The 20,930-nt window shown below is 56.0% G+C and carries 15 protein-coding genes; 7 read left to right on the top strand and 8 right to left on the bottom strand.

Annotated elements, in window-relative coordinates:
* Window positions 1-8: 8 nt before the first annotated feature.
* Window positions 9-584: a PilN domain-containing protein gene (locus ACJJID_RS18615; RefSeq protein ID WP_444920747.1), complete on the bottom strand. Its 576-nt coding sequence runs from the start codon at window positions 582-584 to the stop codon at window positions 9-11.
* Window position 585: 1 nt separating this feature from the next.
* Entirely contained in the window at window positions 586-1,662 is a 1,077-nt protein-coding gene (locus tag ACJJID_RS18610) for a pilus assembly protein PilM (RefSeq protein WP_444920746.1), read from the bottom strand.
* A gap of 147 nt (window positions 1,663-1,809) precedes the next feature.
* Between ACJJID_RS18610 and ACJJID_RS18605 the strand changes: the two genes are divergently transcribed.
* Window positions 1,810-4,500 carry a penicillin-binding protein 1A gene (locus ACJJID_RS18605; protein ID WP_444920745.1) on the top strand — a complete coding sequence of 897 codons (2,691 nt, stop codon included), beginning with the start codon at window positions 1,810-1,812 and terminating at the stop codon, window positions 4,498-4,500.
* 146 nt (window positions 4,501-4,646) lie between these two features.
* Here the strand turns inward: ACJJID_RS18605 and ACJJID_RS18600 are convergent, their stop codons facing one another.
* The 6 genes from ACJJID_RS18600 to pilG form a co-directional block, all read right to left on the bottom strand.
* Window positions 4,647-5,129, bottom strand: a complete 483-nt coding sequence (locus ACJJID_RS18600; protein ID WP_444920744.1) for a chemotaxis protein CheW — start codon at window positions 5,127-5,129, stop codon at window positions 4,647-4,649.
* A 39-nt stretch (window positions 5,130-5,168) separates the two neighbouring features.
* Window positions 5,169-11,600: an Hpt domain-containing protein gene (locus ACJJID_RS18595; RefSeq protein WP_444922653.1), complete on the bottom strand. Its 6,432-nt coding sequence runs from the start codon at window positions 11,598-11,600 to the stop codon at window positions 5,169-5,171.
* Between the two features lie 158 nt (window positions 11,601-11,758).
* Window positions 11,759-13,900 (bottom strand): methyl-accepting chemotaxis protein, encoded by a 2,142-nt coding sequence (locus ACJJID_RS18590; RefSeq protein ID WP_444920743.1) that lies wholly within the window; start codon window positions 13,898-13,900, stop codon window positions 11,759-11,761.
* A gap of 162 nt (window positions 13,901-14,062) precedes the next feature.
* Complete coding sequence (locus ACJJID_RS18585) at window positions 14,063-14,602, bottom strand: chemotaxis protein CheW (RefSeq protein ID WP_152450667.1); 540 nt, start codon at window positions 14,600-14,602, stop codon at window positions 14,063-14,065.
* A gap of 16 nt (window positions 14,603-14,618) precedes the next feature.
* Window positions 14,619-14,981 carry a twitching motility response regulator PilH gene (gene pilH / locus ACJJID_RS18580; protein WP_152456023.1) on the bottom strand — a complete coding sequence of 121 codons (363 nt, stop codon included), beginning with the start codon at window positions 14,979-14,981 and terminating at the stop codon, window positions 14,619-14,621.
* 242 nt (window positions 14,982-15,223) lie between these two features.
* Entirely contained in the window at window positions 15,224-15,619 is a 396-nt protein-coding gene (pilG, locus tag ACJJID_RS18575) for a twitching motility response regulator PilG (protein WP_020413651.1), read from the bottom strand.
* A 352-nt stretch (window positions 15,620-15,971) separates the two neighbouring features.
* Here pilG and gshB point away from each other — a divergent pair, with 352 nt between their 5' ends.
* From gshB to ACJJID_RS18545, 6 genes are all read left to right on the top strand, one after another.
* A complete protein-coding gene (gene gshB, locus ACJJID_RS18570; protein ID WP_444920742.1) occupies window positions 15,972-16,928 on the top strand; it encodes a glutathione synthase in 957 nt (318 codons plus the stop codon).
* Window positions 16,929-17,037: 109 nt separating this feature from the next.
* Window positions 17,038-17,946 (top strand): energy transducer TonB, encoded by a 909-nt coding sequence (locus ACJJID_RS18565; protein WP_444920741.1) that lies wholly within the window; start codon window positions 17,038-17,040, stop codon window positions 17,944-17,946.
* A gap of 35 nt (window positions 17,947-17,981) precedes the next feature.
* Window positions 17,982-18,566 carry a YqgE/AlgH family protein gene (locus tag ACJJID_RS18560; RefSeq protein WP_444920740.1) on the top strand — a complete coding sequence of 195 codons (585 nt, stop codon included), beginning with the start codon at window positions 17,982-17,984 and terminating at the stop codon, window positions 18,564-18,566.
* 58 nt (window positions 18,567-18,624) lie between these two features.
* Window positions 18,625-19,047 carry a Holliday junction resolvase RuvX gene (ruvX, locus tag ACJJID_RS18555; RefSeq protein ID WP_444920739.1) on the top strand — a complete coding sequence of 141 codons (423 nt, stop codon included), beginning with the start codon at window positions 18,625-18,627 and terminating at the stop codon, window positions 19,045-19,047.
* A gap of 89 nt (window positions 19,048-19,136) precedes the next feature.
* Window positions 19,137-20,054, top strand: coding sequence for a hydroxymethylbilane synthase (gene hemC / locus ACJJID_RS18550; RefSeq protein ID WP_152450657.1), 918 nt, complete (start codon window positions 19,137-19,139; stop codon window positions 20,052-20,054).
* Window positions 20,055-20,071: 17 nt separating this feature from the next.
* Window positions 20,072-20,842, top strand: coding sequence for a uroporphyrinogen-III synthase (locus tag ACJJID_RS18545; RefSeq protein WP_444920738.1), 771 nt, complete (start codon window positions 20,072-20,074; stop codon window positions 20,840-20,842).
* Window positions 20,843-20,930 lie beyond the last annotated feature (88 nt).

Here is a 20,930-nt window from a genome sequence, read left to right as displayed (position 1 = left end):
GATTTCCTTTAGTTGGCCACGCCCTGATCTTCAGCTTTACTCTTTCGCCCACTTAAATCCACAGTGAGCTGGAATGCACTGGCCTGCTCACCAAAAGCAGGGCTTGCAGTGACATCGGTGAGATTAGGAGATTCATACCAATCCGACTGATCCAGGTTGCGCATAAAGGAGGAAACGCGATTATTTGACTCGGCGATTCCAGACACACTCAAACCACTACCTTTACGTTCCAAAGAAGTCAACCAAAGCCCTTCTGGTGTTGCCTGTACCAGCTCATCAAAATAACGCACAGCCAGAGGACGGTTTCCTTGGAGCTCCTGGATAACCCGCATCCGATCAATCAATTCCTGCCGGCGCTTTTTCAGGTCCTTAATTTCGCTCACCTGTTTATTGAGCGCGTTAATCTTGACCTGCAATATCTGATTGCGCTCATCTTGTAGTGCAACCTGTCGATCGACAGTTTTCATCCACAAAAAAACCGATGCCGCTGCAGCAATAATTACCAGTACTAATACTTGCTGAAATTCTTTCTGCTTCTGCGCACGATATTCCTGTCGCCAGGGGAGTAAGTTAATCTTGGCCATCTCAGTACTCCTTTTCCCGCATAGCGAGCCCTGTGGCGATCATCAGTCCCGGAGCCTCTTTGGCAAGCATTTGCTTATTCACTCGCGAAGACGTGCCCATGGCGAAGAATGGGTTGGCGACCACTGTGGGTTTCCCCAGTTTTTCACCCACCAGGTCAGAAAGCCCTTCCATAGCGGCAACACCACCGCTAAGCAATATGTAATCCACATCGCTGTAGGAAGTTGAGGAATAAAAAAACTGCAGCGCACGGGTGACTTGCTGAATGACTGCATCGCGGAACGGCTCCAATACCTCAGCAAAGTAGTCATCTGGTAGACCACTGCCACCCTGATGCTTGGCCAGGGATGCCTCTTCGGCGGAGAGGCCATAGCGCCGCTGTATTTCATCGGTGAGCTGGCGACCACCAAACAGTTGTTCACGGGTATAAACCGTTTTGCCGTCCACCAATACGGACAAAGCGCTCATGGTCGCACCGATATCCACTACCGCAACAACCAACTGCTCTTGGGGAGGAAACTGATCCTCTAGCAAAGTGTAAGTGCGCTCAATGGCATAGGCTTCAACATCGACGACCCCGGCCTCCAGCTCGGCCTCACCGAGGGCTGAAACCCGTTGCTCGATGTTTTCGCTACGGCACGCCGCCAGCAGCACTTCCACCTGATCATCACCCTTCTCAGAAGGTCCCTGCACTTCAAAATCAAGGCTCACTTCTTCAAGTGGATAGGGAATGTATTGGTCCGCTTCCAGGGCAATACGCGCTTCCAAATCTTCATCAGAGAGGTCAGCGGGCATTTCCAGGGTTTTGGTGATCACCGCGGAGCCGGATACGGCTACAGCTGCGCGGCGCAGGCGAGTCTTGGAACGGCGCACGACTTTGCGGATCGCTTCCGCCGTGGCACCAATATCATTGATGTTCTTGTCCACAACCGCATTCGGCGGCAGAGGTTCCACGGCGTAGCTTTCGACTCGATATTTATCGCCATTGCGACTTAGCTCCAGCAACTTTACTGCGGTCGAGCTAATATCCAGTCCCAACATGGCCTTCGGGCCTTTATCCAGAAAAGGGAAAATCCCCATTTTTCTTATCTTTTCCGTGGGTTATGAAAGTTTGATGTTATAGCACTTTAAATTACCGCTTCAACCAGCATTTGCATAGGTAATAGCGCACAATATTCGTATAATTATTCACCGAATCACACAAATGAAGTACACAGAAGCAGTTTCATGACAGTAAAAGCCCGAAATCGTCTACTAGCACTGCTCTGGCTCTGCCTCGCCGGAACAGCTGGCACAGCCATGGTTTTCGCCAGCATTTACCTCTATTTGAAGCCCGGGCTGCCCTCAGTTGAAAGCCTGCGCGATATTCGCTTACAGACCCCATTACGGGTCTACTCACAGGACATGAAACTGATTGGTGAATTTGGGGAGAAGCGCCGCAACCCCATCACCATAGAGCAAACGCCGGAGCCGTTTATCAAGGCCATCCTGGCAGCTGAGGATGCGAGCTTCTACTCACATAGTGGGGTCTCGATTAAGGGCCTGATGCGCGCAGCATCGCAACTGGTGCAGACCGGTTCCATCCAGTCCGGTGGCAGCACACTAACCATGCAGGTAGCGCGTAACTTCTTCCTTAGCCGTGAACAGCGCTTTATCCGCAAATTCAATGAGATCCTATTATCGCTGCAGATCGAGCGTGAACTCAGCAAAGATGAGATTCTGGAACTCTACATCAACAAAATTTTCCTCGGCAACCGCGCCTATGGTTTCCAGGCAGCTGCGCATGTTTACTACGGTCGCGATATCAAAGACCTGAGTATGGCGCAATGGGCTATGATGGCTGGACTACCTAAGGCCCCCTCCACTTTCAACCCCATCGCCAACCCTACTCGAGCCCTGGTGCGGCGCAACTGGATCCTGAAACGTATGCTCGATCTGGGCTATATCGACCAGGACGAGTACAAGCATTCCATTACCGCTCCGGTAACCGCCAGTTACCACAGCCGCGATTTGGATCTGGATGCTCCCTATATCGCCGAAATGGCCCGCAAGGAAGCTGTAGATTTGTTTGGCGACAGTGCCTATACCGATGGCTACCAAGTCATCACCACGATCAACAGCCGCCTCCAGGACCAGGCTCGCAAGGCGCTGCAACACGGTCTCGAGACCTACGATGCACGCCACGGTTATCGCGGCCCTGAGCAGCGTTTACCTCCGGAACTATTGCACGATAGCGACCAGTTAATAGATCTTCTCAACGAAATTCCGGTGCTCGGCGGGCTCGAGCCGGGAGTGGTCACCGCTGTGGAACCAAAACTTCTACAGGTGCAGCTTCGCGACCGCCGTGTTGTGGAAGTCCCTTGGGAAAATGGACTGAGCTCTATTCGCCCTTATGTCACCGAGAGTTCCCGGGGGCCCCGCTTGCAATCCGCTGAGAAGATGTTTGCACCCGGCGATGTGGTGCGCCTGCGTCGTATTGAGGTCAAACACACAGAGGTTATCGGAAGCCAGCAAGAAACTGCCAACCCAGGTGACTCCACCCAGCTTGTCAGTTCACTGGAAGACAGCCCGCAACTGGACCCATTCGCCGACCCCGAAGGAACCAGCTCCAGCCCTCAGGAGCCGCAAATTTCTGAGGAATGGGAGCTAACCCAGGTACCCTCTGCCCAAGGCGCCCTCGTCTCTATCGACCCCCAAGACGGCGCTATACGCGCCTTGGTGGGCGGCTACGATTTCCGCCAGAGCCACTTCAACCGGGTCACCCAGGCCGCACGGCAGCCGGGTTCCAGTTTCAAGCCGTTTATCTATGCTTCGGCCATCGAGCGTGGCTATACCGCCGCCAGCGTAATCAACGATGCGCCAATTATCTTCGAGGAAACCAACCTTCAAGATGTGTGGCGCCCAGAGAACGACGGCGGTACTTTCCTTGGTCCCACTCGCTTGCGTATGGCTTTGTATAAATCGCGCAATATGGTCTCTATTCGCCTGCTGCAGGCACTGGGGCTCGACTACGCCCTCGGATTTGTCGAGGGCTTTGGCTTTGATCGCAGCAAACTCGCGCGCAACCTAACCATAGCCCTGGGCAGTTCCGCTCTAACTCCATTGGAAATGGTGCGCGGTTACGCCGCCTTCGCCAATGGCGGCTATCGGGTGGAGCCCTACCTGGTAGATAGAGTGCTGGATGTAAATGGAGAAACCCTTTACCAGGCCCTGCCCCTCACCGTGTGTAATGACTGCCCTGAACCCGGCAGCGAGCCCCGTGGCTTCAACAACGAGGAACCTCTGGACCTGGCGGCAATACAGCCGGGAGAAGAGGGGCCAGACCAGGGTAAGGAGCCCCCGGAGCTAAAAGTTCTCCCTGTAGGCCCACTGGATTCATCCAAATCACAGGCACGCCCCCTGGCACCGCGCGCCATGTCGCCTGAGACCGCATACATCATGGATTCCATCCTCAAGGATGTGATTAAGAAGGGGACAGGCCGCCGTGCCCTCGCCATGAAGCGCGGCGATATCGCCGGCAAAACCGGTACCACCAATGGCCCACGCGATGCCTGGTTCTTGGGCTACAGCCCCTATCTGGCCACCAGTGCCTGGGTGGGTTTCGACTCCTATGGCGAGCTTGGTAAAAATGAATATGGTGGCTCTGCAGCGCTACCTATCTGGATAGATTTTATGAGCGTAGCCCTGGAGGGATTGCCCGAGCGGCACTTGCCCCAACCGGACGGCATAATGACCGTGCGCATCAATCCCAAGAACGGTCTGCGCACCTCCTATGGCGGTATGTTTGAAATATTCCGTGCCAACAGGGTACCTGGGCGTGAAGCCTACAACCCCTACCGCTCCAGATACACCGATGAAGATAGGGATATGCCCGGCCGCGATCAGCCTAGCGAGCCTCCACCGGAAGAGTTGTTCTGAAATCCACTATTTCTGCCGCAAAGCCCGCTCAATGAGCGGGTGGACAGATAAAAAAAGGGGCCCATGGGCCCCTTTTTTTATCTGTCATTTTCTTATTGCTTGTTCTGCAAAAGACCTGCCTACTTCCTGCGACTCCATCATTGTCATTAATCCGGCTCTCGGTACCTGATGCAGGCACGCTCCATCCCCTGCAAATCCGGGATAACAGCCTCTTCACCAGAAAGCGCCACGTGCATCAACTCTCCAGGATTCAGGGTCTGCTCGCGAAGCGCCAGTTCATCGGGTGTCACTCGCACAAGGCGCGGTGTTCCCTGTAGTACAAGGGCAAAATATGGAAGGTCTCCATCGGGGTTACCACTGCTGAGTACCGCGATACGAGCGCTCTCGGAAGCACCACCAAGCGCCTCTCCGCGCATCACATCAAAAGACAACAGCGGCAACCGCTGCTCACGCCAGACCAGATCTCCGAGGTACCACTCGGGCACATCGTACACAGCCATGGGTACCTGCATGGCAATCACCTCGGACAGGCTCTCTACAGGCACCAACATCTGCCCCTGTTGTAATGGCAACAGCAGGCTGCTCACCTCCTGAGGAACATCTAGCGGCAGTGCTTCAACTTCACTCATTGCCTACCTCTTGCATATAGACTCTCATTTCTTAGCCGCTCAGCTGCCAACGGCCGAGGTGCCGGCATATTCGCGAATCGCCTCGAGCAATACATCCTCCTGGTAAGGCTTACCAAGGTAATGATTGACGCCAAGGGACATAGCGTGATCGCGGTGCTTACTGCCAGTACGGGAGGTGATCATCACGATAGGAATATCGCGCAGACGACTACTTGAGCGGATATGGCGCGCCACTTCAAAGCCGTCCATACGCGGCATTTCAATATCCAGCAGAATGAGATCCGGAACCTTATCCTGCAACTGGATCACCGCATCCTGCCCATCTTTAGCGGTACTTACCAGGTAACCCTCGCGCTCCAGGAAGCGTGTGGTCACCTTGCGTACGGTAACAGAATCGTCCACCACCATAACGGTCTGCTGGCGCGCTTCCGGCTCGGGCTGTTGTTCTGCTTGTAATTGCAGCTGCGGCATATCCGGGCGCGCCAACTGGGTTGCCTGGCGACGTAACAGGGCATGGGCATCGAGAATCACCACCACGCTGCCATCACCAGTAACGGTGGCTCCGGAAACCCCCTGTACCCCGGCAAACTGTGGGCCCAGGCTCTTCACAACAATTTCTCGGCTGCCGCGGATAGCATCCACCTGCAGGGCCATAGCGTGACCTTCGGAGCGCACCAGCAATACCGGTAGCTGCATATCATCGACACTGAGCTTCGGCTGGGCACCAGACTTCAGCAGGGTGCCGAAGTAGTTCACCTCATACAGCTCGCCAGCATACTCAAAGCGGGCATCACTTGAGCGGTAGTAGTGTTCCAGCTCAAAAGGACTGAGGCGCACAATACCTTCGATGGTATTGAGTGGCAGGGCGAACAAGTCCTCGCCTATCTTCACCATCAGCGCGCGGTTTACCGACACGGTAAACGGCAGGCGCACGACAAATTCCGTGCCGGCACCGGCCTCGGAGTTGATATGCACGCTGCCGCCGATTTGCTTCAGCTCGGCGGAAACCACATCCATACCCACGCCGCGGCCGGAAATTTGGGTTATTTTTTCCGCAGTGGTGAACCCCGCCTGCAGGATAAACTGCAGGATTTCGTTATTGGAAAGCTCCGCATCCGCGCGCATCAGGCCATTTTCTACCGCCTTTTCCCGCACACGGATCAGGTTTACCCCGGCCCCGTCGTCGCGAATAGTCAGCACCACCTCACTACCCTCGCGGGCCAGGGCTACATCGATACGCCCGCGCTCGGCCTTACCCGCCGCGCGACGTAGATCGGGCATTTCAATGCCGTGGTCAACCGCATTGCGCAGCATATGCTCCAGAGGTGCCACCATGCGCTCCAGCATGGACCGGTCCAGTTCGCCCTCCACGTTGGAGAACACCAACTCCACCTGCTTACCTAGCTCGGCACTCACCTGGCGCACAATACGGCGCAGTCTGGGCACCAAGCGTGAGAAGGGCACCATGCGACTGCGCATTAGCCCTTCTTGCAACTCTGTGTTGACACGAGACTGCTGCAACAACAACGTCTCGGTATCGCGAGCCTTGTTATCCAGGGTGGAGCGCAGCTCCATCAAGTCAGAAGTGGACTCCAATAGAGAGCGAGACAGCTGCTGAATAGAGGAGTAGCGGTCCATCTCTAGCGGATCAAAATCACCATCCTGTTCGGCCAGCTGCTCCTGGCGGAACAGGATTTGTGCTTCGGTTTCGCGATCCAGACGGCGCAACTGTTCGTTAAGACGCAACAGAGTCGAGTCCATCTCATCGAGTGCCAGACCAAACTCACTCATCTGCTCTTCGAGGCGGCCACGGGAAATAGCGGTCTCACCTGCGAGGTTTACCAGCTCTTCCAGCAGCTCCGCTGCAACCCGCACCATTTCCTGAGGTTGGTTCCTAGTGGGCGCGGACACTTCATTTTCCACTCCTCCGGGCTTGCGGATAAATGGCAGAACATTGCCAGCATTTGCTGTTTGCACAGCCTCTGGAAGTAATTCGGTAGGCTCTGGCCTTAACTCTGGGGCAAGATTCTCACCGCCGGTAGCGGGCAATAGTTCCCCTTCGCCAGCTTCGCCATTGGGTTCATCAGAGAAAGCTTCCAGTGCGGCCTCAGCGCTGGGGAGACCCTCACCTGGTAGCTCTTGAGAGACGGTTTCAAACGCATTATTTATTGACGTCTGACCATCAGCCCAGTCTGTGCTGATAAGCTGGACAAAAGCCTCTAACTGCTCACCCGCCATCCAGGCGCGCACCGTTTCTACGCCATCGGCAATTCGGTCATGAGTAGAGTGCGCATCAGTAAAGAATTGCGCCGAGGGCTTAACAATACCGCGCATGCCCTCAATCGCGGTTTCAAAGCGGTGCGCTACTTCGCCGAGGCCCATTAAGCCGGCCATACGGGCGCCGCCCTTGAAAGTATGCAGCACCCGTTTGAGCGCCTCAGCATGCTCGGCGCTCTCGGGGGTATCTTCCCAGGCCTGAATCAACTCCTCCAGCTCATCGGTTAGATCGCCGGCCTCTTCCATAAACACATCGACCACATCAGGATCGATTTCCGCCAGCAGACGCTGCTGTTCTACAGGACCCGCTTGCGGTGCAGGCTTGTCAACATCGGGTATGCCAAGAGAGGAATCCCAAACTTCTTGGCTAGGCTCTACAGTACTCTGGGCAGGTGTGCCAGCCTCATCTGCATTGGCCGCACTGGATTCAGTCAGCTCAAACAGTGCCTCATACAAATCAACCAGGGCCGGCTCGGACGAGACTTCCTCTGGCTCCTCACTACTCTCTTCTGCTGCCTCTGCCACTGGGGCATCAACGCTTTCCAGCTCAGTTGAGTGTGCGGGCTCTAGCTCGACGTCCAACAGAGGTTCAGCAACCGTTTCAGAAGCAGATTCAAATACGGTCTCCACTTCCGCTGCGGGAGCTTGCACCTCATCGGTGGAATCCGTTTGCTCCTCTACCACAGTGCCTGCCACCGCAGCCTCTGTACCTACCGAGTCGAGGGGTTGTGCCTCAATACCCAGTTCGCTCAGATCGTAATCTTCCTCGTACGCTTCTTCGCTCAGTTCGCCTTCTGCCAGATAGCGCAATGCCTCCTCTACCGCCTCGCTGACCTCGGGCAGATCCTGGGCAGCGGCGACCGCATCGACCAGATCCAGTAGCTCGTTGTGTCCCTGCTCAAGGGAAGCCCACAAGGCGGGCTCTTCCTCTAACTGGCCGGCCAATACTTTGCGATAAACTTCCAGCAGCAACTGTGCCAGCTCTGCCAGGGTTGGTAGCTGGGCGCGACTGGCGGCCTCCTGCAGAATATTGAGCTCTTCAGCAACTTCACTGACCTTGGATTTATCGGCGGGATTTGCGCGCCACTGGCTGAGCATCTGGTCCGCATCCAGCAGGACACGCATACCATCAGCCATCAACACTTCAAGAAGTTGCGGATCTACGGCTCTGGGCTCATTCGCTTCGCGCTCGCGGATCAGGTGACCCACAGAGCGTTCCTGTAACTCAGCGATACGGGCGAGGAATTGCTCGGCTCTTTCGACTACGATGGGTGCTTCAGCGCGGATCTGAGCCAAAACCTGGCGCACGTAACTAGCGCCATCGCCGATCAGATCGAAGATATCCGCATCAATGGGCACCTGGTAAATACGCAGCTCTTTGGCGAAGCGCTCCAGAGGCGCCATCATCTCGGCCACCACCTTGACCTCCGCCATATGTGCAGAACCCTTCAGGGTGTGCAGGGCACGGTGCAAGGGGTCGCTGGGTACGCCGTAAACCGGAGCCGCTGCTCGCATATCCGCGAGGTAGTCATCGACGACGCTTAGGTGAGTTTCAGCCTCCTGGGCAAAAATTTCCCACAGCTGCGCCCGCTCATCGTTGCACTCCGCTTCATCAACAGTTGCCGCGGGGGCTGTATTTGTATCTTCGGCCAGCAGTTCCGAGGGGATGTGTCCCTGGCTGAGCTGCTCCGCCCAGGCCTGCAATTGAAGCGTGAGGGGCTTATCCGGGTCGCCCTGGCGGAGACGGAATGCCTCAATCATCGATGGCAGCTTCTGGTAGACCCGCTCAATTAACAGCACATGGGCTCGTTCAGGCTTAATGCTGTCATCAATCACCCGATTGAGCATGTTCTCCACTGCCCAGGCCAGCTCGCCAATATCCAGCGCCTCGACCATGCGGCCGGAACCTTTCAGGGTGTGGAAGCCGCGACGGAACTCTACCAGGGCATCGGTGTTGGCAAAATTGGCAGCCCATTCTGGGAAGTAATTGCCGATATGGGCGAGTACTTCGCTGGCCTCTTCGAGGAAAATTTCGATGATCTCATCATCGATCAAACTCTCACTGTCCTCGACTAACTGCTGGGGCTCGCTATCAACCGGTTCTGTGGTCGAGTCAGTCTCCTCAAACAGCTCAGCATCGGCTGGCAACAGCGCATCTTCACGCTCATCCGCCGGCACTGCCGAAACAAAGTCCTCAGCCGCTATTGTCGGGGCCTCGGTGATGGGCTCAGGTGCAACAGGCTCTTCAGTCAGCGAGAACCAGTTGTCCTCATTGTTGCGATTTTCTTCGGTAACAGGCGCTTCTGAAACAGGGTGCTCCCCTAACTCAAACTCCTGAGCTTCCGCTGGCAAATCAACGGTTGGAGCTATCGCAGGCTCCATCTCAATTTGCTCGGGGACAAGGGTGGAGGATCGCTCTATCGCTTTATTTTCGTCACTCTCGTCGGAGTCTGCGGTTTCGAAAATTTCAGGTGCCAATAACTCCAGGGCATCGCTGTCCTCTTCGTCCGCCATATTTTCACGAACGGACTCTGTCTCTTCTATTGGGTCATCAGTTTCTTCACCGACAAAGGAGATACCGAGATTCGCGATACTGTCTTCGGCCAAAGCCAGCAGCATTTCGGTATCATCCAAGCCCTCGACACGGCGTTCCAGATAGTACTCAACACTGGTAATCGCATCGGCCAGGGTATCGAGCATGCGCCACTCCGGCTGCTCTGCCCGCTCCATCAGGGCGTCGCTGATATAGCTGTTACAGGCGGCAATGATTTTGCTCGCACGCTGGTAGCCCACCATCTCCAGTCCGCCGCAAACCTCTTGCAGGCGTTGGGGCACGCGGCTCAAATAGCTGATATCCCAATGGCTGGCCACATACTCCATGACCGCCTCTTTTACCGCCTCCAAGCCCAGGCGCGCTTCGCGCAGCACTGAATCTGTGGCATCCCCCATAATCGGCTGGTCATCGTCACCGCGCTTATTGCGATCGACAGTAGCCGCCAGGGCCGAGTCGAGTTGTACCAGTTCGCCTGCGGCGCGCATCAGATACTCATCGACATCGCTACCGCGCGAGGCATCGCGCAGGCATTCATAGATGCCCCGGGCACGGCCTCGCGGCGCCTCGAGACCCAATACACCGAGCGTATCCGCGATCCGCTTGGCTATGGTTGCGGTCTCACTGAGAGGGGGCTGTTCGGAGGTCGCGCCGCTGGGTTCCAGCGCCTCGCGCACCAGTTGCAGCTCTTCTCGCAGTGCAGTTATGGCAGTGCCCAGTGCTTCTGGCCCCATCGCCAGGACGTCTTCAGTATCCGGTCTGGGAGTGCCCGGCACCGCCTTATCCAGTGCAAAGCGTTGGTAAAGCCCCTGGCAGCGATTGCCATTTGGGCCGGCCAAATAAACGTAGAACAGCAGGTTGCACAGGAAATCCGCATCCAGCTCGGCATCCAGTACCCTAGCGCCACGGCCCTGCAATAAGCGGAACTCAACATCGATACGGCGCAGCAGATGACGCAATGCAGGCTGCACAGTGATGCGGTGCTCAGCCAGAGCTTCCAAAATACCCAGCAGGACTTCCCATAGGGATTGGCGACGGCTACCGCTATAGAGCAATTGCAGTTTTTCGACAATCTTTACCAGGTAGGAAAGGCTCTCGCCACTGTTCACATCGCGGATCAAACCCGCTGCGGCTACGTGGTACATTTTGCGCAGCTTGCCTACCAGTTCCTGCAGGCGTGCATTGTCCGCCGTCAAAGGCTGACGCTTACCGGCGGTGCGGCTCAATGAGGAGAGATCTGGAGAGAAGAGTGCGCCCTCGGTAATCAGGCGCTCGCGGCGCACCGCACGCAAATCGTTGAGGAGTGGCAGTAACAATACCGCGTTATCCCTGCGCTGGAAGGACACCTTCTCCAAATAGAGAGGCAGTTCCAGTAGGGCGCGCATCATAAATTCGCGCGTTTCATCGGTATTATCTACAGTGCCGCCGGCCAGCGACTGAAGCAGCTGCTCCATTTCTTCGGCCAGCATCGCCGCACCATTGAGCTGCGCCATATGCAGGCTGCCGTGTACCTGGTGCACCAGGGACAAACTGTTCTGCAGCAGGGTCTCGCCGGCTTGCGGGTCCGAGGCAAAAGTCTCGAGAAATTGACGCGCCTGCGCCAGGGTCTCGTTAATTTCACCTATCAGCCAGTCCAGGGCCATGAAGTTCGGATTGTCGTGACTCACGCCAAGTCCCCAATAATTCTTTCTCTATGCAGGCGCTCTACCCGGCGCGAGCCAGGGTTCGCGGTCTTGCGGAAGTGTTCCGTGCGCCCTCTCCACCCGGCAGCCAGCAAGGGCGCCGGGCTTTATTTTGTGGGTTAGGCCAGAGCCCGGTCTTCGCGGGACTCCAAGGAATTGCTTTCCTCACTGTCGAGCGTGAAAGTGTCCGTATCCATCTCCGGCAACTCCACGTCGTACATCTCACTATTGGTTTCCACGCTCTCCTCCTGCGGCAGTTTGAAGCCGGCAACGGATTCACGCAGCGCGCTGGCGGTTTGCGCCAGATTACCAATGGACTGGGCAGTAGCCTGGGTACCGGCAGAGGTCTGCGAAGTAATTTCCTGAATCACGTTCATGGTGTTGGAAATATGACCGGCAGAAGAGGCCTGCTGACGGGCGGCGTTGGAGATGTTTTGGATCAACGAGGCCAGGTTGCTGGATACGTTCTCAATCTCCTCCAGGGCAACACCAGCGTCCTGTGCCAAACGGGCACCGCGCACCACCTCAGTGGTGGTCTGCTCCATGGAAATTACCGCTTCGTTGGTGTCAGACTGAATCGCTTTTACCAGGCCTTCAATCTGCTTGGTCGCAGCGGCCGAGCGTTCCGCCAGTCGCTGTACCTCGTCCGCAACCACGGCGAAGCCGCGGCCGGCATCACCGGCCATGCTCGCCTGAATAGCGGCGTTCAATGCGAGGATGTTGGTCTGGTCGGCAATGTCGTTAATCAAGCTCACGATATCGCCAATCTCCTGGGAGGATTCACCCAGACGTTTGATTCGCTTGGAGGTGTCCTGAATCTGCTCGCGGATATTGTCCATGCCCTTGATGGTGTTTTGCACCACCTTGGAACCATTGCTGGCGATCTGTACAGAGCGTTCGGCAACCTGCGCGGACTCGGAGGCGTTGGCAGATACCTGGTCAATGGTCACCGCCATCTCGTTCACCGCGGCAGAGGCCCCGGCAATCTCCTGAGCCTGGTGTTCTGAGGCCTCGGCCAGATGCAGGGCTGTCTGCTGAGTTTCCTGAGACAGGCCGGATACTTCCTGTGCTGCACCGTTGATTCGAGATACCAGCACACGCAGCTGGTCGATGGTGAAGTTGATAGAGTCCGCAATCGCACCAGTAAAGGCTTCGGTTACCGTTGCCGAGGTCGTCAAGTCACCGTCGGCGAGGTCGGCCAGCTCATCCAGCAGCTGCATAATCGCCTGCTGGTTGCGTTCGTTGGTGTCGGCTTCTTCCATCAGGCTGCGGCGGGTACCGGAGAAAGCCATTCCCATCATGGCAAAAATCAACAGCACAAACCCTGCGGCCAAAATAGAAATGGTCATATTGTTGGGCTGGCGCTCATCGGCCAGGTTCACAATACGGTCGTTCAGGGTGCTCAGAGCTTCAAGCAGTTGCGGCGAGGAGGCGATAATACCGTTGGTGGCCTGGCGCGAGGCAAACAGTGCGGGAGTCGCTTCGAAGATATCTCTTACAGAGGTGCTTACGAACCCAAACAATTCAGTAATTTCATCGAGTGAGCGGCGCGCTTCCTCATCGGTAATGCGGGAAATTCCCATCACCACATCACCGCTCTTCATGCCATCTACCACTTTACCGAAGAGGCTGGCATCAGTATTAAACTGATCTGCTGCGGCTTCGGCATCGTCACCACCCTGCAGCATCTTATCGATGTTTCGGCCGATTCGCTCTGCCCGCCAAACTTGTAGCTGAGCCTGCTCTACCTGATTGGCCGGTGCGTTATTGGCCAGCAGAATTTCCACGATGTTGTTGTGCTCGGCCTGCAGTTCCGGCAGGGAGTCACTCAACGTGGAGGCAATATCGTTAAGGAAGACGATGGTTTCCTTGTTGCTGATAATGGTATCGACCTGCTCGCGCAGCTTGCGCCAAACGGTACCGTAGGTGGCCAGTTCAGCATCCAGCGCCTTGCGGCTGCCTTTATCCATTCCCTGCAGCTGATTCCAGGCACTGGCCATCTGTCCGGAAACTTTTTCCAGTTCGGCAAATGCTTCATCATCACCGGAAGTCGCCGCCGGTGCATAGGAAACCAGCTGGTAAGAAAGTGCACGCAGTTCTGCCACCTGCTGCAGGTATTCTTTATCGCGATCACTGCGGGTCTGTACCAAATAGATACTGACAATCAGCCCCGCCAGTACGGCGAGTACCAGCAGACCCAAACCCAGCGCGGCAGGGTTACTGCGAAACGCGGAAAAGGAACTCTGGGAGCCTGTTTTCATAGTTTACTCCTAGCGGGCCCAAGCAAGAGGCCGGTTTAATACCACTTAATATTTAACGCTTTAATGACAATGGCCCTCAGCCAGTGCGGACATCCCTGCACCGCTTGTGGGTCCCCCCTGCATCTCAAAAAATATTGAGATGTCGAAAAATCCAATCGGACATCAGCGAACAGCAGCGTCCATAAAATGAGGGTCTTTGAGCAGAGCCCGCATGTCGAACACCAACCACCGGTCCTTTTGTAAAATAAACTGGCCATGCACCATAGGCGCAAATGGCTCAATCAAATCTGTCGGTGCTTCATGGGCATATTCAAATGCCAAATGCTGCATTCCGTGCAACCTGTCGACAATCAACCCCACGTAAGTTTTTTCCCGTTCTAACACCAGAACCCTACGCTGTTGGCGTGGGCCTGTTAGGTGGCCTCCATAAAAGGCTGCGAGATCAATCAGGGGTAACAAGCGGCCGCGTACATTGGAAACGCCTTTTACCCAAGGCTGTACGCCAGGGATAAAAGTGTGTTGCGGCACTTCGAGCAATTCCACAACATCATCCATCGAGGCGACAAAATTGTGGTCGAGTAGAGAAAAACCGATTCCGGTCCAGTAGGGTTTGATTTCTCGACGGCCGGGCAGGCCTGTGGCCTGCGCTTTGGCTCGCCGAGCGATATCAACAAGTGCTAGATAGGGTGTTTGTGACTGCACGTTGAGCAGCTGGCCTTCAGGCCAACACCTCCTCGATGGCTTTCAACAATTTGCCCTCATCGACGGGCTTGGTGAGATAAGCTTTGGCGCCCTGGCGCATCCCCCACACCCGGTCAGTGTCCTGATCTTTGGTGGTCACCATAATGATCGGTATCCCGGCGGTGTTGCCATCCTTGCTCAACTGGCGTGTGGCTTGGAAACCATTCAGCCCGGGCATCACAATATCCATCAAAATCAGGTCTGGGCGTTGAGTGCGCGCAACATCCACGCCGTTTTCGCCGTTGGGCGCGGTAATTACGGCGTGGCCATTTTTTTCGAGTATTGTGGTCAGCTTGTGTGTTTCGGTAGGAGAGTCATCTACTATTAGTACTCTTGCCATCATTTCCCCCATGACTTCTTCTAATTGGCAACTGCGCTACAAGTGACAGTGCTTGGCGATTTGTTGTATTTATCTTTGATGGCACGTGCCAAGTCTGCACTTACTGCCAATGCACTGCCAGACTACAGAACCTCCCTTCCCAGGCAGATGGGATGAGAGGTGCGTCTGTTAAATCATCTTCCCCGCCAAAAAGCGAAGATAGTGGTTCTAATGTAAGAACCTCATTTTTTGTTAGTGATCACTCAGGCTGCGTGATGCGGTTTTGCATGGGCGGAAATTGCACCCAGCAGTTCGCTTTTACTAAACGGTTTAGTTAGGTATTGATCACAGCCAACAACACGGCCTTTTGCTTTATCGAACAAACCATCCTTGCTCGACAACATAACTACCGGGGTGGAGCGGAATTCGCTGTTGTTCTTAATCAGCGCACAGGTCTGGTAGCCATCCAGGCGCGGCATCATGATATCGACAAAAATAACATCGGGACGGGAGTCCGCGATTTTCGCCAGCGCATCAAAACCATCTGTCGCAGTGACGACTGTGCAACCCGCTTTTTGTAGCAGAGTCTCGGCGGTGCGGCGAATTGTCTTACTGTCGTCAATCACCATTACAGTCAGACTTTCCCAGTTAAGCTCCATAGTCTTTTTTGAATCCCCTGTTTACTTATTTTCGGGCACGCGAAAATTTTTATCTGCACCCTTTTTTGAGCCGCTTACGGGGCCTGGGTGTCTAACTTTGCCAAGATCGCACACTGGGTGGAACTTTTATCACAGAACCCCAGGTGAATCTAGCCGCGCGGAAGCGCCGCCGACTTTGTGGTTCAAATAATCACCACTTTACCCCCAAACCCAGCCGACACAACTAATAAAGTTGCACCTCAACGAAGCTGCTCTTACCTTATCCACCCAACAAGTTGGCAGTGGCAACTATTCAAGCAGCCACAACCACCGCGGCGCGGGATTAAATATCCCTTCAACTACGGAAGCTCAGATGAATTATTCCCTCGGTGTGGTGATGGACCCCATCGCCCAGATCAATTTTAAGAAAGATACGACACTAGCACTGTTACAGGCCGCACAAGACAGCGGTTTCCAGCTGTTTTATTTTGAGCAAAGCGACCTGTATTTGGACAATGGCCGTGCCATTGGCAGGGGCAGACCTCTTAAGGTTTTTGACGATGCCGAGCGCTGGTTCAGCCTTGAGGAAGCCACAGAGATGCCTTTGGGTGAACTCGATACAATTTTGATGCGTGTCGACCCACCTTTCGACAATGAGTACATTTATTCCACTTACATCCTTGAGGCCGCCGAACGTGAAGGGGCCCTGGTAGTTAACAAACCGCAGTCCCTGCGCGACTGTAATGAGAAAATTTTCGCGACCACTTTTCCGCAATGCTGCCCACCTGTATTGGTGAGCAAGGATATGCAGCGCCTGCGTGAATTCCACAAAACCCACCACGATGTCATTTTCAAACCTTTGGACGGCATGGGCGGCGCTGGTATTTTTCACTGCAAGCCCGATGGCGCCAATTTGGGGGCCATTCTGGAGATGCTCACTCAGCACGGTCGCCAACAAATCATGGCGCAGCGTTACATTCCCGAAATCAAAAATGGTGACAAGCGCATTTTGGTAGTCGATGGTGTGGCGGTGCCCTATTGCCTGGCCAGAATTCCCGAGGCGGGCGAAACACGCGGCAACTTGGCCGCCGGTGGTCGCGGCGAGGCGCGGCCACTGACGGATCGCGATCGATGGATCGTGGAGCAGGTCGCCCCCACATTAAAAGAAAAAGGGCTCTTGTTCGTAGGCCTGGATGTCATCGGTGATTACCTTACGGAAATCAATGTCACCAGCCCAACGTGTGTGCGCGAGATTGATGCGGCCTACGACACCTATATCGGTGCGCGACTAATGAGCGCCATCACACACCGCTTGGCACAAAAGCGTTAAACTTCGCCCTTAACTCGAACGACTCCCAGGGCTGTTTGCCAGTGAACGGGCCGGGTGGGAAGCCGAGCGTAACGCTCGGCAATAAAAAAGCAGTAACTGATAATAGACAATGAATTCCACCGCCAATACGACGCCAAGTAATACGGAGCAGCGCGAGCGTTTTGCCTTCTCGCTGTTTCTCGCTGGCGCCATTCACGCGCTTCTGATTTTTGGCGTGGCCTTTGCTACACCAGAGGGACGACAGGCAGCACCAACCCTGGAAGTCACCCTGTCCCAATATAATTCCCCGCAAGCGCCGGAGGATGCCGACTACCTGGCCCAACACAACCAACAGGCCAGCGGCACGGCGGACACTCCAAAGGAATTATCCAGCAACCGCCGCGCCGAATTTGCCGATACGCAAATTCACGATGTTAATCCGCTGCCGCAGCAACAAGCTGCGCGACCCGTTGACCAACGCCGTCAGTTGATTACTACCATCGGCGACAGCCCTCTGCAGGCTCCGGAACTGCCCGCCGAAGAAAAGCTTTCCGATGAGAAACGCGGCGATGCGCCCAATGACTTGGCCAAGACTAATCCTAAAATTGCCAGCCTACAGGCGCGCCTGGACAAGATCCGCCAGACTATCGCCCAGCGCCCGCGGGTGCGCAGGCTTACCTCTGTCGCAACCAAGGCCTCAGCGGATGCCGCCTATCTGCACGATTGGCGCCAGAAAGTTGAGGCCGTGGGCAGTGACAACTTCCCCGAGGAAGCACTGCAACAAAAAATCACCGGTAGCCTGCGTATGATGGTGCGTCTACTGCCCACAGGCGCCGTGGAGGAAGTAATCATCCTGAATTCTTCCGGTGAGCGTATCCTCGACGATGCCGCCCAACAGATTGTGCGCCTGGCAGCGCCCTTCGCGCCGCTCCCTGCGGAGATTCGCAAAGAGGCCGACCGCCTCGAAATCATTCGTACCTGGCGTTTTGAAATGACCGGGTTCTCCACTACCGCAGGTGAGCTGCCCGAGCGCGGCTAAACTTGCCTTGCACGCAAGCGACCTAGAACCCAACTATGCCCAACTCGAACATTGACAACGACCTGACCCTCGGCAGCTTGCGCGGCCAATTCCTACTGGCCATGCCCGGTATGGAGGACCCGCGCTTCAAGCACAGCATCGCCCTGATTGTTGAGCACAGCCAGGAAGGGGCTATGGGCATTGTGATCAACGCCCCCAGTAAGGTGCACTGGAGAGAAGTTTTCGAGCAGCTGTCGCTGCAGGATTCCAGCCAACGAGGTAGTGAAGCCGTCCTGTTAGGCGGCCCAATCTCCCCGGAACAGGGCTTTGTTCTGCATGGTGCCGGCGTGCAGTTCGACTCAACCACCGAGATCAATATGGAGATCAGCCTCACCGCTTCCAGGGATATTCTCGAATCCCTCGCCTCCGGACACGGCCCAGACGATGTATTGCTGGCCCTGGGTTACTCCGGCTGGGGGCCGGGGCAGCTGGAGCAGGAGTTGGCGGAAAACGCCTGGCTGACACTGCCGGCGGAGCCCGAAATTCTTTTTGCTACCCCTGTGGAAAAACGCTGGCAGAGCGCCGCAGCACGCCACGGTATCGACCTTTCCGGGCTTGGCTCTCAGGCCGGACACGCTTAGCCCATCCCGGTTATCATCCGTTCCGAGATTGATTTCCCAGAACCGGATGTTTCCCCTGATGAGCAAACCCATTACCGCCCTCGCCTTCGATTTTGGCACTCGTTCCATCGGCCTCGCCTATGGTCAGAGTCTGACCGCCAGCGCCAAAGAGCTACCGCCGCTGCCCGCAAAGGACGGCAAGCCGGACTGGAACAAGGTGCAGCAGCTGATCGATGAATGGCGGCCGCATTATTTACTCGTGGGCCTACCGCTGAATATGGACGGCAGTGAAAGCGAGTTCGGCGCGCGTGCTCGTAAATTCGGTCAGCGCCTGCACGGGCGCACCGGGTTACCAGTGGAAATGATCGATGAACGCCTCAGCACCCGCGCAGCAAAGGAAGAGGCTGCGGAGCGCGGACACCGGGGTAACTATGCCGATAACCCCGTGGATTCCATTGCCGCGCGCATCATCCTCGAGGACTGGCTGCGCGCGCGCCCCTGATACCCGCTCCCGATGCCAGTGCAATCTGAGCCACAGCTGCCAGGGCTCTGATAGAATTGTCCGCCCATACAACCGAGTGACCAAACCCTATGCCCATTTCCCGTATCCGTATCGCCACCCGCGAAAGCGCCCTGGCCCTCTGGCAGGCCAATTTCGTCAAGGACCGTCTTCAGCAGGAGCACCCCGAATTACAGGTGGAACTGCTACCAATGACTAGCCGGGGCGACCGGGTGCTGGATATTCCCCTGACCAAGGTGGGCGGCAAAGGGCTCTTTGTGAAAGAGTTGGAAGTGGCCATGCTGGAAGGGCGTGCGGATATCGCCGTGCATTCCATGAAAGATGTGCCGATGGAATTTCCCGAGGGCCTCTACCTGCCGGTAATTTGTGAGCGCGAAGATCCGCGCGATGCCTTCGTTAGCAACCAGTTTGCCAGTTTTGAAGAGCTGCCCCAGGGCGCGGTGGTAGGCACCTCAAGTCTGCGCCGCCAGTGCCAGCTTCTAGCCCACCGCCCCGATCTTGAAGTCAAGTTCCTGCGCGGTAACGTTAACACCCGCCTTGCCAAACTGGACGCGGGAGAATACGACGCCATTATTCTTGCCGCCGCCGGCCTGCTGCGTCTGGAAATGCGAGAGCGCATCCGCAGCTTTTTACCTTCCACAGTATTGCTACCCGCCGGAGGCCAGGGTGCTGTCGGCATTGAAGCCCGCAAAGACAGCGAGCTGGAAGCCCTTTTACAACCCCTGCACTGCCGTGAAACCGCCGCACGTCTCAGTGCCGAACGAGCGCTGGTCAAGCGTCTTAACGGCGGTTGCCAGGTTCCTATCGGCTGCTATGCCGAGCTGGAAGGCGACAATCTGTGGTTGCGCGGCCTGGTCGGCAGCCCCGATGGCACCACCATGATCCGCGCCGAAATCCGCGGTGCGGCAGAGGATGGCGAAGCACTGGGAATTCAACTCGCGGAACAGTTGCTGGAACAGGGTGCCGAAAAAATCCTCGCCGCGATTTGAGCCTAGGACAGATCGATATGGCCAAAAGCCTGCACAATAAGCGAATATTGACCACACGCCCCGCACACCAAGCAGGCAGCTGGGACGCGCTGTTGTGTGCCGAGGGCGCGACGGTTGACAGTATTCCCATGTTGGCGATCGACCCCCTCACAGAGGGGGCTGCTCAGCAGGCCATTAAAAAACGCATTCTCGATTTCGACCAGGTGGATTTTGCCATTTTCGTCTCCCAGAATGCGGTGCGCTACGCCGTCGACTGGCTGGAAGATTACTGGCCTCAGATACCCCAGGGGCCACGCTATTTTGCCATTGGCGCGGCTACAGCGAAGGCTCTGTTGGCGCGTGGTATTTCCTGCGAACACGGTGGCGAGCATATGAATTCTGAAGACCTGCTCGCCCAGCCCGCCCTTCAAGAGATTTCCGAGCAACGGGTGCTGATTTTTCGCGGCGCAGGTGGGCGCACTCTGATTGGTGACACACTGCGCGCTCGCGGTGCGCGTGTGGATTACTGTGAGCTCTACCGCAGGTGTCTACCCACAAACGCCCCGGCAGATTTGGCCGGGTATGCTTTTGCCCCGGACGCCATCACTGTGCACAGCGGAGAGACTCTTGCGAACCTGCACACCTGCATTGAGCGCTCAAATTGCGCGCGGCTACTACGGGCCGCCCTTATCTGCCCCAGTGCGCGAGTGGCGGAACAGGCCCGGGCATTGGGCTTTACTCATGCCTACACCGCCCTGAATGCCGGAGACAGCGCTATGCTAGAAGCATTACTCAAGGCGCTAGACTGAATGACTCTCGAATTCCCAGCCCGGTTGGGTTAAAAATCTCAAAACGAAGCCACCGGCGCTATTATGGTCGGCGCCACTCGCTATAATC

It is taken from the genome of Microbulbifer sp. CnH-101-G (assembly GCF_052466775.1).
The sequence above is the reverse complement of the archived record's forward strand: the minus strand, read 5'-3'. Positions and strand labels throughout refer to the sequence as shown.

Coding starts and splice junctions, on each gene's coding strand:
- ACJJID_RS18615 (WP_444920747.1), bottom strand. CDS start 584: ATGGCCAAGATTAACTTACTCCCCTGGCGACAGGAATATCGTGCGCAG.
- ACJJID_RS18610 (WP_444920746.1), bottom strand. CDS start 1,662: ATGGGGATTTTCCCTTTTCTGGATAAAGGCCCGAAGGCCATGTTGGGA.
- ACJJID_RS18605 (WP_444920745.1), top strand. CDS start 1,810: ATGACAGTAAAAGCCCGAAATCGTCTACTAGCACTGCTCTGGCTCTGC.
- ACJJID_RS18600 (WP_444920744.1), bottom strand. CDS start 5,129: ATGAGTGAAGTTGAAGCACTGCCGCTAGATGTTCCTCAGGAGGTGAGC.
- ACJJID_RS18595 (WP_444922653.1), bottom strand. CDS start 11,600: ATGGCCCTGGACTGGCTGATAGGTGAAATTAACGAGACCCTGGCGCAG.
- ACJJID_RS18590 (WP_444920743.1), bottom strand. CDS start 13,900: ATGAAAACAGGCTCCCAGAGTTCCTTTTCCGCGTTTCGCAGTAACCCT.
- pilH (WP_152456023.1), bottom strand. CDS start 14,981: ATGGCAAGAGTACTAATAGTAGATGACTCTCCTACCGAAACACACAAG.
- pilG (WP_020413651.1), bottom strand. CDS start 15,619: ATGGAGCTTAACTGGGAAAGTCTGACTGTAATGGTGATTGACGACAGT.
- gshB (WP_444920742.1), top strand. CDS start 15,972: ATGAATTATTCCCTCGGTGTGGTGATGGACCCCATCGCCCAGATCAAT.
- ACJJID_RS18565 (WP_444920741.1), top strand. CDS start 17,038: ATGAATTCCACCGCCAATACGACGCCAAGTAATACGGAGCAGCGCGAG.
- ACJJID_RS18560 (WP_444920740.1), top strand. CDS start 17,982: ATGCCCAACTCGAACATTGACAACGACCTGACCCTCGGCAGCTTGCGC.
- ruvX (WP_444920739.1), top strand. CDS start 18,625: ATGAGCAAACCCATTACCGCCCTCGCCTTCGATTTTGGCACTCGTTCC.
- hemC (WP_152450657.1), top strand. CDS start 19,137: ATGCCCATTTCCCGTATCCGTATCGCCACCCGCGAAAGCGCCCTGGCC.
- ACJJID_RS18545 (WP_444920738.1), top strand. CDS start 20,072: ATGGCCAAAAGCCTGCACAATAAGCGAATATTGACCACACGCCCCGCA.